The 13,643-nt window shown below is 64.4% G+C and carries 12 protein-coding genes and 2 pseudogenes; 6 read left to right on the top strand and 8 right to left on the bottom strand.

The genetic code is table 11. The annotated features are described in order from the left end of the window. Window position 1 precedes the first annotated feature (1 nt). Together SynTAK9802_RS00980 and SynTAK9802_RS00985 are read left to right on the top strand one after the other, a co-directional pair. A complete protein-coding gene (locus SynTAK9802_RS00980) occupies window positions 2–562 on the top strand; it encodes an NUDIX hydrolase (protein ID WP_186496852.1) in 561 nt (186 codons plus the stop codon). After that, complete coding sequence (locus SynTAK9802_RS00985; protein ID WP_186496854.1) at window positions 562–1,995, top strand: FAD-binding domain-containing protein; 1,434 nt, start codon at window positions 562–564, stop codon at window positions 1,993–1,995. The genes SynTAK9802_RS00980 and SynTAK9802_RS00985 overlap by 1 nt, the downstream gene beginning before the upstream one ends. Here SynTAK9802_RS00985 and SynTAK9802_RS00990 read toward each other — a convergent pair. Further along, window positions 1,974–3,215, bottom strand: coding sequence for a DegT/DnrJ/EryC1/StrS aminotransferase family protein (locus SynTAK9802_RS00990; RefSeq protein ID WP_186496856.1), 1,242 nt, complete (start codon window positions 3,213–3,215; stop codon window positions 1,974–1,976). The genes SynTAK9802_RS00985 and SynTAK9802_RS00990 overlap by 22 nt on opposite strands. Before the next feature lie 19 nt (window positions 3,216–3,234). Beyond that, window positions 3,235–3,819, bottom strand: coding sequence for a thioredoxin family protein (locus SynTAK9802_RS00995; protein ID WP_186497924.1), 585 nt, complete (start codon window positions 3,817–3,819; stop codon window positions 3,235–3,237). A 57-nt stretch (window positions 3,820–3,876) separates the two neighbouring features. Here SynTAK9802_RS00995 and SynTAK9802_RS01000 point away from each other — a divergent pair. Then, a pseudogene (locus tag SynTAK9802_RS01000) lies at window positions 3,877–4,395 on the top strand (hypothetical protein). On the opposite strand, the gene SynTAK9802_RS01005 reads toward SynTAK9802_RS01000, so the two are convergent. Further along, window positions 4,377–4,817 (bottom strand): hypothetical protein, encoded by a 441-nt coding sequence (locus SynTAK9802_RS01005; RefSeq protein WP_186496858.1) that lies wholly within the window; start codon window positions 4,815–4,817, stop codon window positions 4,377–4,379. The pseudogene SynTAK9802_RS01000 and the gene SynTAK9802_RS01005 overlap by 19 nt on opposite strands. 15 nt (window positions 4,818–4,832) lie before the next feature. Then, window positions 4,833–5,744 carry an FAD-binding domain-containing protein gene (locus SynTAK9802_RS01010; protein ID WP_186496860.1) on the bottom strand — a complete coding sequence of 304 codons (912 nt, stop codon included), beginning with the start codon at window positions 5,742–5,744 and terminating at the stop codon, window positions 4,833–4,835. Window positions 5,745–5,827: 83 nt separating this feature from the next. On the opposite strand from SynTAK9802_RS01010, the gene fabI reads away from it, so the two are divergent. The 3 genes from fabI to SynTAK9802_RS01025 are packed head-to-tail and all read left to right on the top strand — an operon-like array spanning window position 5,828 to window position 8,778. Next, complete coding sequence (gene fabI, locus SynTAK9802_RS01015; protein ID WP_025362030.1) at window positions 5,828–6,610, top strand: enoyl-ACP reductase FabI; 783 nt, start codon at window positions 5,828–5,830, stop codon at window positions 6,608–6,610. 29 nt (window positions 6,611–6,639) lie between these two features. Beyond that, complete coding sequence (gene hisB / locus SynTAK9802_RS01020) at window positions 6,640–7,248, top strand: imidazoleglycerol-phosphate dehydratase HisB (RefSeq protein WP_186496862.1); 609 nt, start codon at window positions 6,640–6,642, stop codon at window positions 7,246–7,248. A 60-nt stretch (window positions 7,249–7,308) separates the two neighbouring features. After that, window positions 7,309–8,778 (top strand): carotenoid oxygenase family protein, encoded by a 1,470-nt coding sequence (locus tag SynTAK9802_RS01025; protein ID WP_186496864.1) that lies wholly within the window; start codon window positions 7,309–7,311, stop codon window positions 8,776–8,778. On the opposite strand, the gene SynTAK9802_RS01030 is transcribed toward SynTAK9802_RS01025, so the two are convergent. The 4 genes and pseudogenes from SynTAK9802_RS01030 to SynTAK9802_RS01045 form a co-directional block, all read right to left on the bottom strand. Continuing rightward, entirely contained in the window at window positions 8,779–10,326 is a 1,548-nt protein-coding gene (locus SynTAK9802_RS01030; RefSeq protein WP_186496866.1) for a BCCT family transporter, read from the bottom strand. A gap of 18 nt (window positions 10,327–10,344) precedes the next feature. Then, on the bottom strand, window positions 10,345–11,535 hold the full coding sequence (locus SynTAK9802_RS01035) for an FAD-dependent oxidoreductase (protein WP_186496867.1): 1,191 nt from the start codon (window positions 11,533–11,535) through the stop codon (window positions 10,345–10,347). Then, a pseudogene (locus SynTAK9802_RS01040) lies at window positions 11,532–12,588 on the bottom strand (Glu/Leu/Phe/Val dehydrogenase dimerization domain-containing protein). The gene SynTAK9802_RS01035 and the pseudogene SynTAK9802_RS01040 overlap by 4 nt, the downstream one beginning before the upstream one ends. Continuing rightward, window positions 12,588–13,625, bottom strand: coding sequence for an SAM-dependent methyltransferase (locus SynTAK9802_RS01045; protein WP_186496868.1), 1,038 nt, complete (start codon window positions 13,623–13,625; stop codon window positions 12,588–12,590). The pseudogene SynTAK9802_RS01040 and the gene SynTAK9802_RS01045 overlap by 1 nt, the downstream one beginning before the upstream one ends. Window positions 13,626–13,643: the final 18 nt, after the last annotated feature.

A 13,643-nucleotide genomic window follows, 5' to 3' on the forward strand; every position in this document is an offset into this window, starting at 1 on the left:
CATGGCGCCACTGCCCGCCCCGGAGCCCTTTGAGCTGCTGGACACCGTTGAGGTGGTGGACGCTCGCAAGCTCCGTTTCGAGCGCAACCGGATCAAGCTGCCGATGGGTGTCGAGGCCACCTTCGGGATGATCCGCCACCCCGGCGCTTCCTTGGCGGTGCCGATCACGAATGACGGCCAGGTGGTGCTTCTGCGTCAGTACCGCTTTGCGGTGCAGGCCCGCCTGCTCGAATTCCCAGCAGGCACGCTTGAAGATGGCGAAGATCCACTGGAATCGATGCAGCGGGAGCTGGGGGAGGAAGCCGGCTTTAGCGCTGCGCAGTGGGATGTGCTGGGGCCGATGCTCCCCTGCCCTGGTTATTCCGATGAAGTGATCCATTGCTTCCTGGCCCGGGAGCTCACGCCCTTGGAGAATCCGCCAGCCGGCGATGACGACGAAGATCTGGAGGTGGTGCGGATGAGCCCAGCCCAGCTGGATGCAGCGTTGGCCTCGGGCGATGAATGGCTCGATGGCAAAAGCGTGACCGCCTGGTTCCGTGCCAAGCAGCTTCTCGGCCTCTGATGACCAGCTCTCGCGTTCTGTTTTGGCACCGCCGCGACCTGCGCCTGGCGGACAACCTTGGTTTGGTGGCAGCTACGGACATCAGTCCGGCGGTGACGGGGGTATACGTGCTCGACCCGCAGCTGATCAACCCGCCGGATCATCTGCCGCCGATGGCGCCGGCCCGGCTGTGGTTTCTGATCGAGAGCCTGGTGGAACTGCAGCAGCGCTGGCGGAAGGCCGGTAGCCGGTTGCTGGTCGTCAAAGGTGACCCGGTGGCGGTGTTGCCGCAGCTGGCGCAGCAGATCGGTGCCGAGGCTGTGGTGTGGAACCGCGATGTGGAGCCCTATGCCCGTGAGCGGGACCGCCAGGTGGCCAAACAACTGCAGGCTGATGGCCGCAAGGTGGTGGTGGATTGGGATCAGCTGCTGATCGCTCCAGAGCTGCTCAAGACCGGTGGTGGTGACCCATATCGCGTGTATGGCCCGTTCCTGCGCAACTGGCGCGGCCAGGTGCTGGCCAAGCAACCCAGCACCATTGCGGCCCCCACCGGGCTGGTGGATCTTGATCCTGCTCAGCTGCCGGCCGTTGAGTCCCTGGAGGCTCTGCGGGAGAGCCATGGTTTCAAGGGCGCTGAGATCTGCCCCTGCCGCCCTGGAGAAGCGGCGGCGCTGGCCCAACTCAGCAGCTTCTGTGATGGGCCGTTGCTCGGCTATGAGCCTGGTCGCAATTTCCCCGGTACCGCAGGCACCTCCACCCTCAGTGCTGCCCTGAGCGTCGGCACCCTCAGCCCGCGCCAGGCCTGGTGTGCCGCCCAGGACTCCCGTGAGCAAGCCCGCAGCGAGGAGCACTTGCAGGCCATTGCAGTGTGGGAGCAGGAGCTGGGCTGGCGCGAGTTTTACCAGCAGGCTCTGTTTCATTTCCCGGAACTCGCCGATGGCCCCTACCGCGAGCAGTGGCGCCGCTTCCCCTGGGAGAACAACGAGGACTGGTTCGACTTCTGGAAGGAGGGGCAGACCGGCATGCCGATCATCGATGCCGCCATGCGTCAGCTCAACCAGACCGGCTGGATGCACAACCGCTGCCGCATGATCGTGGCCTCCTATCTGGTCAAAGACCTGATCTGCGACTGGCGCTGGGGCGAGCGCGCCTTCATGGAACTGGAGGTGGATGGTGACCTGGCCGCCAACAACGGTGGCTGGCAGTGGAGCGCCAGCAGTGGCATGGACCCCAAGCCCCTGCGCATCTTCAACCCCGCCACCCAGGCCTCCAAATTCGATTCAGCCGGCGACTACATCCGCCAGTGGGTGCCGGAACTGCGCCATGTGAACACCAAGGATTTGCTCAGCGGTGAAATCGGTGCTCTGGAACGGCGCGACTACCCCGAACCTCTGGTGGATCACAAGAAGCAGCAGGCTCGGTTTAAAGCGCTTTACGCCACCATCCGGTCCTGATCACCTTCGTCGGCACGTCGGAACTGGCCCGGCACCTTGGCTGCCAGCAGTTGGCGCACCGTGTCGATCACAGCCTCTTGCTGCTGGCCACTCAACTCAGGGAAGATCGGCAGGCTCAGCACCTGGCTGCAGAGCTGTTCCGTCACCGGTAAGGAGCCCTGTTGCAAGCCCAGATGGGCGTAGGCCGGCTGCCGGTGGATTGGAATGGGGTAGTAAATGATCGTGCTCACCCCACGCTCCTGCAGGGTCTGCTTGACCCAGTCGCGGCAGCAGCTCTCGGGGATGCCGTGGCGTGCACTGGTGGTGGAGGGGGTGCAGCTGGCGTTGCAGAGCGGCTGGCCGCTGGGGCAACTGCCGATGCGCACCACGAATTGGTTCCAGCTGTGGCCGTCGTCGGGGGTCGGCAGTGTGAGGCCGTTGAGATCGCCAAGAGCATCCCGGTAACGCTTGGCGATGGCTGTTCGTTTGCCGATCCACTCCTCAAGCCTTGGCAGCTTCACGTTCAAGACAGCCGCCTGGACCGCATCCAGCCGGCTGTTGTAGCCAAGGCTGGTGTGCAAGTACCGCTCGGGCATGCCGTGCACGGCGAGCTCACGCATGGCCTGGGCCAGTTGGGCATCGCTGGTGGTGACAGCACCGCCATCGCCGGCCGCGCCGAGGTTCTTGGTGGGGAAGAAGCTGAAGCAGCCCACATCGCCGAAGCTGCCCACGGCCTGACCATTCCACCGGGCTCCCGTTGCCTGGGCGCAGTCTTCGATCACCTTCAGCTGATGGCGTTCGGCAATGGCCATCAGCCGGGTCATGTTCACCGCGCGCCCGAACAGGTGCACCGGCATCAGGGCCCTGGTGGCGGGGGTGATCGCAGCTTCGATCTGATCGAAATCGATCAGGTAGGTGCTGGGGTCGACATCCACGAACACCGGCGTGGCGCCGACGGCGCTGATGGCCTCAGCCGTGGCGAAAAAACTGAACGAGCAGGTGATCACCTCATCGCCGGCGCCAATGCCCAGGCCGCGCAGGGCCAGGATCAGAGCGTCGGTGCCGCTGTTGCAGCCAACGACGTGCTCGCAGCCAACACTGGTGGCAAACGCTTCCTCAAAGCGTTTGATTTGCGGTCCACCGATGTACTGACCGCTTCGCAACACCTCGAGCACCGCCTCTTCGAGGTCCACACCAAGATCATCGATCTGCTGGCTGAGGCTGAAGGGAGGTACTTGCATAAAGCAAAGCTTAAGTGGCTCAGCCGAACCACTCCGGCTCCTGTCCGGGGTTCCACTTCACATTGCAGCCCACCGAGGCGGTCTGGTCTGGATTCACCAAAGCTCCCGTCAGCACGGCCTCGAGGGCGGCCCGCAGGTCACGACCATCGAGGGGCTGATCGTTGCCGGGTCGGCTCCCGTCCAATTGGCCGCGATAGCGCAGGCTCTGCAGGCCTTCGCCATCAGGTGAAAACAGGTAGAACTCCGGCGTGCAGGCGGCCCTGAGCGCTCGGGCCAGGGTTTGCTGCTCATCCAGCAGGTAAGGGAAGCTCCAGCCATGGCGCCTGGCCTGGTCCGCCAGTTGCTCCGGCCCATCCTGGGGGTGGGTGATCAGGCTGTTGCTGCTCACACCGATCAGTTGCACCGCATTTCTGAAGTCTTGGTTCAGTCGAGTGATCTCGGCCTCCACATGTTTCACAAAGGGGCAATGGGCACAAAGCACCATCAGCAGCACGGGCCGTTGGTCCAGAGAACTTCTGTTCAGCCGACCACCCGTGACCTGGGGAAGATCAAAATCAGGCAGGCCTGTGCTCAGCGCCAGCATCGTGGATGGTGTCAGGGCCATAAGGCGCAGGCAGATGCAGCGAATCTGCTTCAGGATGGCCACCTCCGGTGGTAATGGATGCCGCGCCTGCGACTGCTTTGGGGAGTCGTCCTGCTGCTGGGGGCCTGCGCTGCTCCAAAGGAACCGCCCAGTTGGCGCTTGTTCCCTCTCGAGCGCCATTCCCCCCATGACGGGGTGGCTGTGGTCAATCAGCCCGATGGCTACGGGCTCCACATTTATCTGGAGACAGACACCAGCTTCCCAGGGGTGTGTCGGCCCCGATGGCTGCCGGATCCGGCCCGCCTGTTCAACGGCAATGGATCCACACCGTTCAGTTCCGGGTTGGCGACCCGTGAGGAGTTTTTTGATGCCGTGGCCAGGCGCGATGTGCGTGGCCTGTTGAAGAGCGAGCTGAAAGCTCTGTGCCAGGCCCGCGCTCCGGAAGACCGCTGGCAGTGGATCGAGCCGCCCCGGAACGACAAGCAGGTGGTTCCTGTGTAGCTGCCCTCACTCGAGGAGGAAGATCTGCTTACTAATCCTGTGGAGGAATTGAAGCGGGCCCGGCAGCTGCTGAGGGATCAACGGGCTGGTGAGTAGCCCTCCCACACCACCGCTTCGGCATCGCGCCAGTACCGGCTGAACCGCCCCAGCCGTGGTGGCCGCGGCAGTTCCACGAACGGTTCGGGATCCAGCAGTTCAAGCGGCAGTTCTGCGTCGATGGCCTCGCCGATCCGCTCCAGGCGTGGATCTACAGAGCTGCTGCTCACCACACCATCGGCCTGATGGCGACGGGCAAAGGCCAGCACCTCATCGGCCACATCCCCCTTGCGCAGGGTGAGGGGAAGGTCGAGGGCGTTTTCGTAGAGGAAGCCGAGCCGTTTGCGGCTGATTCGTGCCTCTTGGATCCAACGGATGTCGAACACGAACACCGCTGGTGACTCTGGCCAGGCCTGCAGCGCTGGGTTGTTGGCACCAAGGGCCTCCTCGTGAATCCAGAGGATCGGGCGTTGAAATGTCATCGAGGAATCTCCTGCTTATCGCTTGGGACGGGCCAGGGCGGCACTGGCGCCTCTGCTGCTCCGGCGTTGGCGGTTGCGCTGCTGGTTGCGGTTGTTGCCGGTCTCCCGTATGGCCGGCATCAGGGCGAACAGCTGGCTCTCCAGTTGGTCGTAGCTGCCTTCGAATGGGCAGCTGTTTGCGCTGGGGCAGCTGTCGCAGTAATGCCCGTCGCTGTAGCGCTCCAGGTTGCCGCGGTTGAAGAAGTAGGGCTTGTGGCTGAAGGTGCTGGCCACCCATTGCCAGCTCAGATGGTTGCTGGCTGGATCGCCATCCAGCAGGTGCTCCAGGAACCAGTCGGCTCCGGCTTTCCAGTGCACCCGTCGCCAGTGCACGAGCCAGGCGGCCATCCACATGCGGGCGTGGTTGTGCAGCCAGCCGGTCGTCACCAGTTGATCGCGGAAGCCATCCATGCAGGCCAGCCCCGTGCTCCCTGCGCGCACATCGGCCGGCAGTTCCTGGGCATAGGCCCCGGCGTCATGGCCTGTTTTGAACGGCTCTTGATCGTCATGGATGCCATCCCCCAGATCGAGCCACATCCGTTGCCAGAAGTCCCGCCAGCCGAGTTCGTTGATCAGCTTTCCGCCCTCATCGCGGTTGCGGATCCGTGCAAACACTGAATCGCGCACCTCCGCGAGGGTCAGCACGCCGTGACGGATGTAGGGCGACAGCCCGGTGACTGCACCCTTGAGGTGATTGCGACTTTTGGCGTAGCGCCTTGCGTCAATGCGCCGCAGTTTGTCTTCGGCTGCTTCACGCCCACCGCGGATCGGGCTGAGTTCCCCCTCCGCCCCTGGGAACTCTTGCGCCAACAGGGTGTTGAGGGCATCGCGGGACGCGAATTGCCGCGGCAGGTCGCCGTTGATCGGGGGTGACGCAGCGCTGGGCACCGGCCTTTGTCAGCAAACGAGCGGTGATCTTGGCGGGGGATGGGGGAGAATCGCGCGAATTCAACCCGTTCCGGTCTGTCCCGATGCTGCTTGATCTCACCGGCAAGAAGATTCTCGTCACCGGCATCGCCAACAACCGTTCGATTGCCTGGGGCATCGCTCAGCAGCTGAAGGCGGCCGGTGCTGAACTCGGCATCACATATCTGCCTGACGACAAGGGCCGCTTTGAGGCCAAGGTGCGCGAACTCACCGCTCCCCTTGAGCCCAGCCTGTTCCTGCCTTTGAATGTGCAGGATGCCGACCAGATGGCTGAGGTCTTCGGCGAGATCAAGGAGAAGTGGGGCGTGCTCGACGGGCTGGTGCACTGCCTGGCCTTTGCTGGCAAGGAAGAGCTGATCGGTGACTACAGCGCCACCACCGCTGAAGGCTTTGCCCGTTCCCTCGACATCAGCGCTTATTCCCTGGCCCCCCTCTGCGCCCATGCCAAGCCGCTGTTCAGCGAGAAGGCCGGTGTGATCACGCTCTCCTACCTCGGTGCTGAGCGTGCGATCCCCAACTACAACGTGATGGGCGTCGCCAAGGCGGCTCTGGAGGCTTCTGTTCGCTATCTCGCGGCAGAGCTGGGTCCCGAAAAGCAAGTGCGCGTCAATGCCATCAGCGCCGGCCCGATCCGCACCCTGGCCAGCTCCGCCATCGGCGGCATTCTCGACATGATCCACAACGTGGAGGAGAAGGCTCCCCTGCGCCGCACCGTGACCCAGATGGAAGTGGGTGGCACGGCTGCCTTCTTGCTCAGCGATCTGGCCAGCGGCATTTCCGGTCAGACCATCTACGTGGATGCGGGCTACTGCGTCACCGGAATGTGAGGCACGATGAGGGCACTGAAGCTCGGGTGATGGCACGTCAGGGAACGATCCATCGGGTCACTGGTGAAACCGATGTGAAGGTGCGGCTGGATCTGGACGGCTCCGGCCAGTGCCAGTCCAGTACTGGTGTGCCGTTTCTCGACCACATGCTTCATCAGATCAGCAGCCACGGCCTAATCGATCTGGAAATCAATGCGGTGGGAGACACTCACATCGACGATCACCACACCAATGAGGACGTGGGGATTGCCGTGGGGCAGGCCCTGGCCCAGGCCCTGGGGGACCGGCGCGGAATTCATCGCTTCGGTCACTTCGTGGCACCGCTGGATGAGGCCCTGGTGCAGGTGGCCCTGGATTGTTCCGGTCGCCCCCATCTCAGCTACAGCCTCGAGATTCCCAGCCAGAAGATCGGCACGTACGACACCGAGCTGGTGAAGGAGTTCTTCGTGGCGGTGGTCAACAACAGCGGGCTGACCCTCCACATCCGTCAGCTGGATGGGGTCAACTCCCACCACATCGTTGAAGCCTGCTTCAAGGCCTTTGCCCGGGCCCTGCGCATGGCCACGGAGGTGGATCCACGCCGGGCCGGCGCTATCCCCAGCAGCAAAGGGGTGCTGGAGCAGGCCGGCGCCAGCTGAGCGCAGCTCCGCGCTTCACAGTCCGTTACGAGAGGATGGGCGGACGTTGATCGTTCGCCCGTGACCGTCGCCCCCGCCCGCAGCTACGCCCGCAGCGACTGGGCCAGTTCCTTTGTGAACGTTGAGCAGGAACTCACCGACGTGGCGCTGACCCCGGTGCGTGGAACGGTTCCGACGGAGCTTCAGGGCACCTTTTATCGCAATGGCCCCGGGCGGCTTGAGCGGGATGGGCATCGGGTGCATCACCCCTTCGACGGCGACGGCATGATTGCGGCGATGCGGTTTGAGAACGGCAGCGTCTGCCTCAGCAACCGTTTTGTGCGTACTGAGGGTTGGCTGGCGGAGGAGAAGGCCGGCAAGGTGCTCTACCGCGGCGTGTTCGGCAGTCAGAAGCCGGGTGGTCGGCTGGCCAATGCCTTTGACCTGCGCTTGAAGAACATCGCCAACACCAATGTGGTGCGTCTGGGTGATCAGCTGTTGGCCCTCTGGGAGGCGGCGGAACCCCATGCGCTCGATCCCCGCAGCCTGGAGACCCGCGGCCTGTCGCGCCTCGATGGTGTGTTGAAAAAGGGCGAGGCTTTCAGCGCTCACCCCCGCTTCGATCCCGGCCACAACGGACGGCCCCGCATGGTCACCTTCGGGGTTAAGACCGGGCCCCGCAGCACCATCCGTCTGATGGAGTTCGCCACCGATGGCCCGGAAGCTGGCGCCTTGCTGCACGACCGTTCCGACAGCTTCCCCGGCTTCGCCTTCCTCCACGATTTCGCCATCACCCCCAACTGGGCGGTGTTCCTCCAGAACGCCATCGCCTTTAATCCATTGCCGTTTGTGACCGGCGAAAAGGGTGCGGCCCAGTGCTTGGCATCTCAACCCGGCGGCAAGGGGCGCTTCTGGCTGATCCCCCGCGATTCCGGCCGCTTCGCCGGTCAGAAGCCCCGCATTCTCGAAGCTCCCGACGGTTTCGTCTTCCATCACCTCAATGCCTTCGAGGATGGCGATCACGTCGTGGTGGAGAGCATCGTCTACGACGATTTCCCGTCCATCGGACCTGATGAGGATTTCGCTGAGGTGAATTTCGACACGGTGCCGGAGGGAATCCTGCACCGTTGTCGCCTCGACCTCAGTCGGGAATCGGTGCAGACCGAGCGGATCAGCGAGCGCACCTGTGAGTTCGCCATGGTCAACCCCGAGCGTCAGGGCCTCAGCGCCCGCTTCGCCTGGATGGCGGTGGCGGAGCGGGAGAGGGGCAACGATCCGTTGCAGGCCATCCAGAAACTTGATCTGGATTCCGGGGAGACCCACACCTGGAGTGCGGCGCCGAGGGGCTTTGTGAGTGAGCCGTTGATGGTGCGTCGTCCCGGTGCTGAGGCAGAGGACGACGGCTGGGTGCTCGATCTGGTGTGGAACGGGGCCCGGGCCGCATCCGATCTGGTGATCCTCAACGCCCGTGATCTGTCGGAGGTGGCGGTGCTTGAGCTGCCGTTGGCCGTTCCCCATGGCCTGCACGGGAGCTGGGCACCCATCAGCTGATTAGCTGAGTCCTTCGCGCTTGGCTTCCCTCCAGGCCAGCCGTGGCGCGCTCCAGAGGGTGGCCAGCACCAAGGGGGTGACCGGCACCGCGGTGATCACGATGAAGGCCTGCAGGGCATCGATGGAGGTGCTGTCCCCCAGGCCCGAGCCAATGCGAAGCAGCACCAAGGTGAGGCTGCCGATCATCAAGGCCCAGAACAGGCGCAGCAGAGCAGGGGGCTCGTTGCGGCCGCTCACCACCATGGCCGCGGCGTAACTCATTGAGTCGGCGCTGGTGCACATAAACAGCACCACCAGCACCAGGCCGACCGGAATCAGCAGACCGGCCAGGGGGAGTTGGCTGAGGATCGTGAGCAGGGCAGCGGCGGCTCCGTTCTGGGCCAGGGCTTCGCTGATGCCGCCCCCCGCCAATTCGAGATGCAATCCGGTGCCCCCCAGCAGGGTGAACCAAAGGTTGGTCACGATCGGGCAGAGGATGGCCACCGCCAGTACCAGTTCACGAATGCTGCGGCCGCGGCTGACGCCGGCGGTGAACAGCCCCATCAAGGGCGCATAGCCGAGGAACCAGCCCCAGTAGAACACCGTCCAGCCGTTCACCCAGTTCGCCGGCACGGCATTGGGAGTGAGGGCCATCTGCGGCAGGTGGATCAGATAGGTGATGAAGCCGCTGAAGAAGTGCTGCATCAGCCAGAGGCCCGGGCCCAAAAGCAGTAGGCCCGCCGCCATGGCCAGGGTGAGCCACACATTGAGCTCCGACAGCCACTTGATGCCTTTTTGAATGCCGCTGACGGTGGAGGTCGCGAAGACGGCGGTCAGCAGCACCACCACAAGGGATTGCAAGCCGGCACTGTCGCTGAGCCAGGGCAGTTGCCCTGCGGCATTGCTGAGCTGCAGCGAGAGGAAACCCAAGGGGCCAACCGTGCCGGCGATTGCGGCCACCACAGACAACCCATCCGCCAGGTGACCGAGCGCACCATCCACCCAGCTGCGCGGCACGATGTTCACCAGAAGTGTGCGGGGACGCAGGGGTTCACCCCGTCGCTCCAGGATCGAGAAGGTGATCGTGGTGGTGGTGGCCACCAGGGCCCAGGCGAGGAAGCCCCAGTGCAGAAAACTCACCGCCAGGGCGGGATCCACCGCTGCGGCAGTGCTGCCCTCGACCCCCGCAAACACCGGTGATGGGGTCTGGAAGTGATAAAGCGGTTCGGCTGCCGACCAGAACACACCACCCCCCGCCAGCAGGGTGCAGATCAGCACTGCGCACCAGTCGAAGAATTTGAGACTGGGCTTGCTCTCAGCGCCTCCAAGCCGGAGTTTGCCGACTGGGCTGATGGCCAGGACCAGCGCGATCAGAAACAGCAGCACCACCATCCACTGCCAGACCCCGCCGAGGGCATCACTGATCACGGCTTTGCCGTTGTCGGTGAATTGCTTGGCCAGCGCCAGGTCGATGGCCGACACCAGCAGAAAGATCAGCAGGGGAGCAGCCCCCACCCAGAGGGGGGGCTGGCGCCACCAAGAGCGCTGGTTCGCGGGGGTGTCAGACATCGGATGAGGGGTGAGGGGTCAGGCGCGGACGGCGGCGCGTTGGTGGCTCCAGCAGGAGAGATCCACCGCTGGTTGTTCTTCACTGGCGAGGCGTGCCAGGGAATCACCGATCAGGGGGGCGAACTTGAAGGCCTGGCCGGAGCCTCCTGCGAACAGGCTCAGCTTCGGGGTGAGCCGGTCCAGCACGAAGTTCACGTCGCTGGCCATGGAGTAAGGGCTGATCACGGTCTCCACCCGCTCCTGCACACCCTCCAGTTCGTTGAACAGGAAGGTGTCGAGCAGCTCCACCAGGCGAGCGGGTGGTTCGGTCACCATGGCGTTGGGTTCGGCGACGCGCAGCTCCTTCGGAGCCCAGTCGATGCCCGCCTTGATCCGGGGGCGGCCATCCGCCGTTTGGCTGAGGACGGGGAATCCGTAGTAGAGGCCACCGTCATCGCCGCGTTCCTGCTGGAAGCAGAACCACTGGGGGTAGCGATCGGCCAGTGCCGGGTCGACCGTGTAGTGGGCCCAGAGCATCGGCCACACCTCCAGTTTGGGTGAGAGGCCAAGAGGGGCCAGCAACAGCTGGCTCCAGATCCCACAGGCCACCACCAGCTGTCCGGCGGCGATGTGTTCGCCGCTCTCCAGGGTGACGCCACCGCCATCGGCATCGAGGCCCGCCACGGGGCAGTACTCGATCAGCTGATGGCCGGCCTTGCGGGCGGTGTTGATCCAGTGGGCCACGACCCTGTCGCTGCGCACGGCGCCGGCGGTGGGCTCGAACAGTCCGGTGAAGCCCGGCTTCGGCTTCAGCGGGAAACGGGCCGCGATCTGGTCGGCGTTGAGGGCCTCATAGGGGATGCCCTGATCGTCCATGACCCGTCGGGCCCCGGGGATCGACCCCTCGATCGTTTCTTCATCCCAGCTTTCGCCGTAAAAGAGCAGGCCGTGGGTCTCCCGCAGTTGCTGACCGGCGTGGTTTTCTTCCTCGCGCCAGAGGCGGTTGGCCTCCTGGGCGAGACGGCAGAGCATCGGGTCGGAATACATCTCCCTGAACATCCGGGTTTCGCCATAGCTGCTGGCTTTGGCGTGGGCCAGGGTCTGAGCTTCCAGCAGCACCACATCGCGCACGCCGCGGCGGGCCAGGGATGCAGCGCAGCTGAGGCCGGCCATGCCGCCGCCCACGATTACGACGGCTGCCCGGCTGGGCAGGGACGTTGGTCTGCTCATTCGCTTTCTCCAAAGCTGAGGCCGATGGGCTCGGTGGAGGGTGTTGCAGCCACCTCCTCAAGGGCTGCACCCACCGACAGGCCCTGTTCGCGCTGATTCAGATACTCGCTGGCCCGTCGGCGCACCTCATCGCGAACGAAGGCATAGACGTCCTTGGCACCAGCGTCTTTCCAGGCGTCGGGGGAGAACCGCTCGATTGAGTCGGCGATCACAGCTCCTGCATTCACCAGGGGGTCTGGCAGCACCCGCACACCGCGGCGACGCAGGTCATCCGCCAATTGGGGTTGCTGGAAGGGGGCATTGGCGGCAGGCACCACGGCGGGGGTTTTCAGCGCCGTCGCCATTTCGGCGTTGATCAACCCGGAGATTGAGCAGGGCAGCAGCAGGTCGAGGTTCAGTTCCCACCAGGCGCAGCTCTCCGGCAGCGGCGTTGCGCCGGGAAAACTGGCTTTCTCGCGGTCCAGATCCACGGTGAAAACGGTCCAACCGTGCTCGACGAGATGGCGGGCAACGGTGCCACCAACGGCACCGCAGCCGTGCACGAGGGCCCGGCCGGGGCGGGCGTCGTTGAGGTCCTTGTCCAGAACGGCCTCCACAGCACCGAGGGTGCCGTGGGCTGTGGCGGCACTGGCGTCCACAGGGCTGCCGACCGCCGCCAGCACATGGGGGGGTGAGCGCCGTCAGACGCTCCATGTCTTCCAGGCTGGTGTTGAGATCGCAGCCGGTGATCATCGCGCCGTCAAGCGACTCCAGCAGCTCAGCGGTGACGCTGATCAGCTCATCCTTGACGGCATCGGGCTCAGCGGCCCGGGCAACGATCTTGCCCCCGGCGAAACCGGTGCCGTAAAGATCGTGCTTGTGGGTCATCAACCCCGCCAGTCGCTGGCCGTCTGCGATGCAGGCCTCATCGCTCGGGTAATTGAGCACCCGCAGGCCTCCGTTGGCGGGGCGCTTGGCATCGGTGTCTTCCGCCACCACGAACACCGAGAGGTGATCGGAGACGTGTTCCGCCAGCACCGACACGGTCGGCGCTGTTTTCTTGCCGCTGCTCATCAGGCCACCTTCTCCATCATCTGGTGGTGTTCGACGTAGTCGAGGCTCCATTCGCTGGGGGCTTCGGCGATGCGCTGCTGCAGCCGCTCGAACACCGTGTCTGCTGCGGTGTCGCCGGCAGCACTGGCGAAGCTGTGGCGGCTCCAGCTGCGGATCGTCGCCATCAATCCGGCGGCGAAAGTCGCCGTGTCACCGTTCTCGTTCCAGCGGCATCGGTAAGGGCACTTCACGTAAACGGTGCGCTCGTCCACAAGCCGCAGGCCGTTGCGGTAGGCGGCGCTGCTCTCGTCCTTCAGCGGAGCCATGAACTCCTCGGGGGATTTGTAGAAGTTCAGAACCGTGCCTTGTTGGTACTGCTCCTGGTTGATCAGGCCTTCCTCGGCCATGCCCCGCCAGATCTGGTGCAGCTGGTCGTGCACGTTGCGGGTTTCGCCGCCGTTGTGGCCGAGATAGAGCCCTGCTTCATCACGGGAGAGGTTCACCGTCAGCAGGCGCCCGCCCACTTTCAGTTCGCGGCTGCGCAGCTCGAGGATGTGGTTCCAGTCCTTCATCGCCTGGGCGGTGAAGCGCTGAAGTGCCTCGGCATCACCGGACGCCAGCACATGGGTGTGGCTGTTCAGGGGGCCGGGGGAGGCGCTCAGCCAGTGCATGGCCGTGGCGGAAAAACCGAAGCTCACCGAGTTCGGCGCCACGGAGGGCTCGTAGAAGCTGCGGGCACTCACCAGCACCGTTGGTTTCGGATCCCGGGGGATCTGCAGGGCCAGGTTGTTGGCCAGAGCAATGTTGTCGTTGCTCGGCAGGTCGTTGCCGATCAACGTCAGGTGGGCCTTCGGCTGGTTGGCATGCAGGCGATCCAGCACCTGGTTCCAGAGCCCAACGGCGGTTCCACCATCGGCAGCTCCGTAATCGATCAGGACATGGCTGTCAGCGACAGCCAGTTGATTCACACAAGTCAGGGCCCAGTCCGAGGCGGCTTCGATGCACAGAAGAGCGCCCTCGGTCTGCGCGCTGTAACCCGTGGTCATGGCGATGGCCATGGACCTCGTCAGCGGCAG

The organism is Synechococcus sp. TAK9802, from assembly GCF_014279535.1.
Lineage (GTDB): Bacteria > Cyanobacteriota > Cyanobacteriia > PCC-6307 > Cyanobiaceae > Parasynechococcus.

What these genes read in the sequence shown, in the direction of transcription:
- hisB (WP_186496862.1), top strand. Translation starts at nt 6,640, where the DNA reads ATGGCACGTCAGGGAACGATCCATCGGGTCACTGGTGAAACCGATGTG.
- SynTAK9802_RS00985 (WP_186496854.1), top strand. Translation starts at nt 562, where the DNA reads ATGACCAGCTCTCGCGTTCTGTTTTGGCACCGCCGCGACCTGCGCCTG.
- SynTAK9802_RS01045 (WP_186496868.1), bottom strand. Translation starts at nt 13,625, where the DNA reads ATGGCCATCGCCATGACCACGGGTTACAGCGCGCAGACCGAGGGCGCT.
- SynTAK9802_RS01030 (WP_186496866.1), bottom strand. Translation starts at nt 10,326, where the DNA reads ATGTCTGACACCCCCGCGAACCAGCGCTCTTGGTGGCGCCAGCCCCCC.
- SynTAK9802_RS01005 (WP_186496858.1), bottom strand. Translation starts at nt 4,817, where the DNA reads ATGACATTTCAACGCCCGATCCTCTGGATTCACGAGGAGGCCCTTGGT.
- SynTAK9802_RS00995 (WP_186497924.1), bottom strand. Translation starts at nt 3,819, where the DNA reads ATGGCCCTGACACCATCCACGATGCTGGCGCTGAGCACAGGCCTGCCT.
- SynTAK9802_RS00980 (WP_186496852.1), top strand. Translation starts at nt 2, where the DNA reads ATGGCGCCACTGCCCGCCCCGGAGCCCTTTGAGCTGCTGGACACCGTT.
- fabI (WP_025362030.1), top strand. Translation starts at nt 5,828, where the DNA reads ATGCTGCTTGATCTCACCGGCAAGAAGATTCTCGTCACCGGCATCGCC.
- SynTAK9802_RS01035 (WP_186496867.1), bottom strand. Translation starts at nt 11,535, where the DNA reads ATGAGCAGACCAACGTCCCTGCCCAGCCGGGCAGCCGTCGTAATCGTG.
- SynTAK9802_RS00990 (WP_186496856.1), bottom strand. Translation starts at nt 3,215, where the DNA reads ATGCAAGTACCTCCCTTCAGCCTCAGCCAGCAGATCGATGATCTTGGT.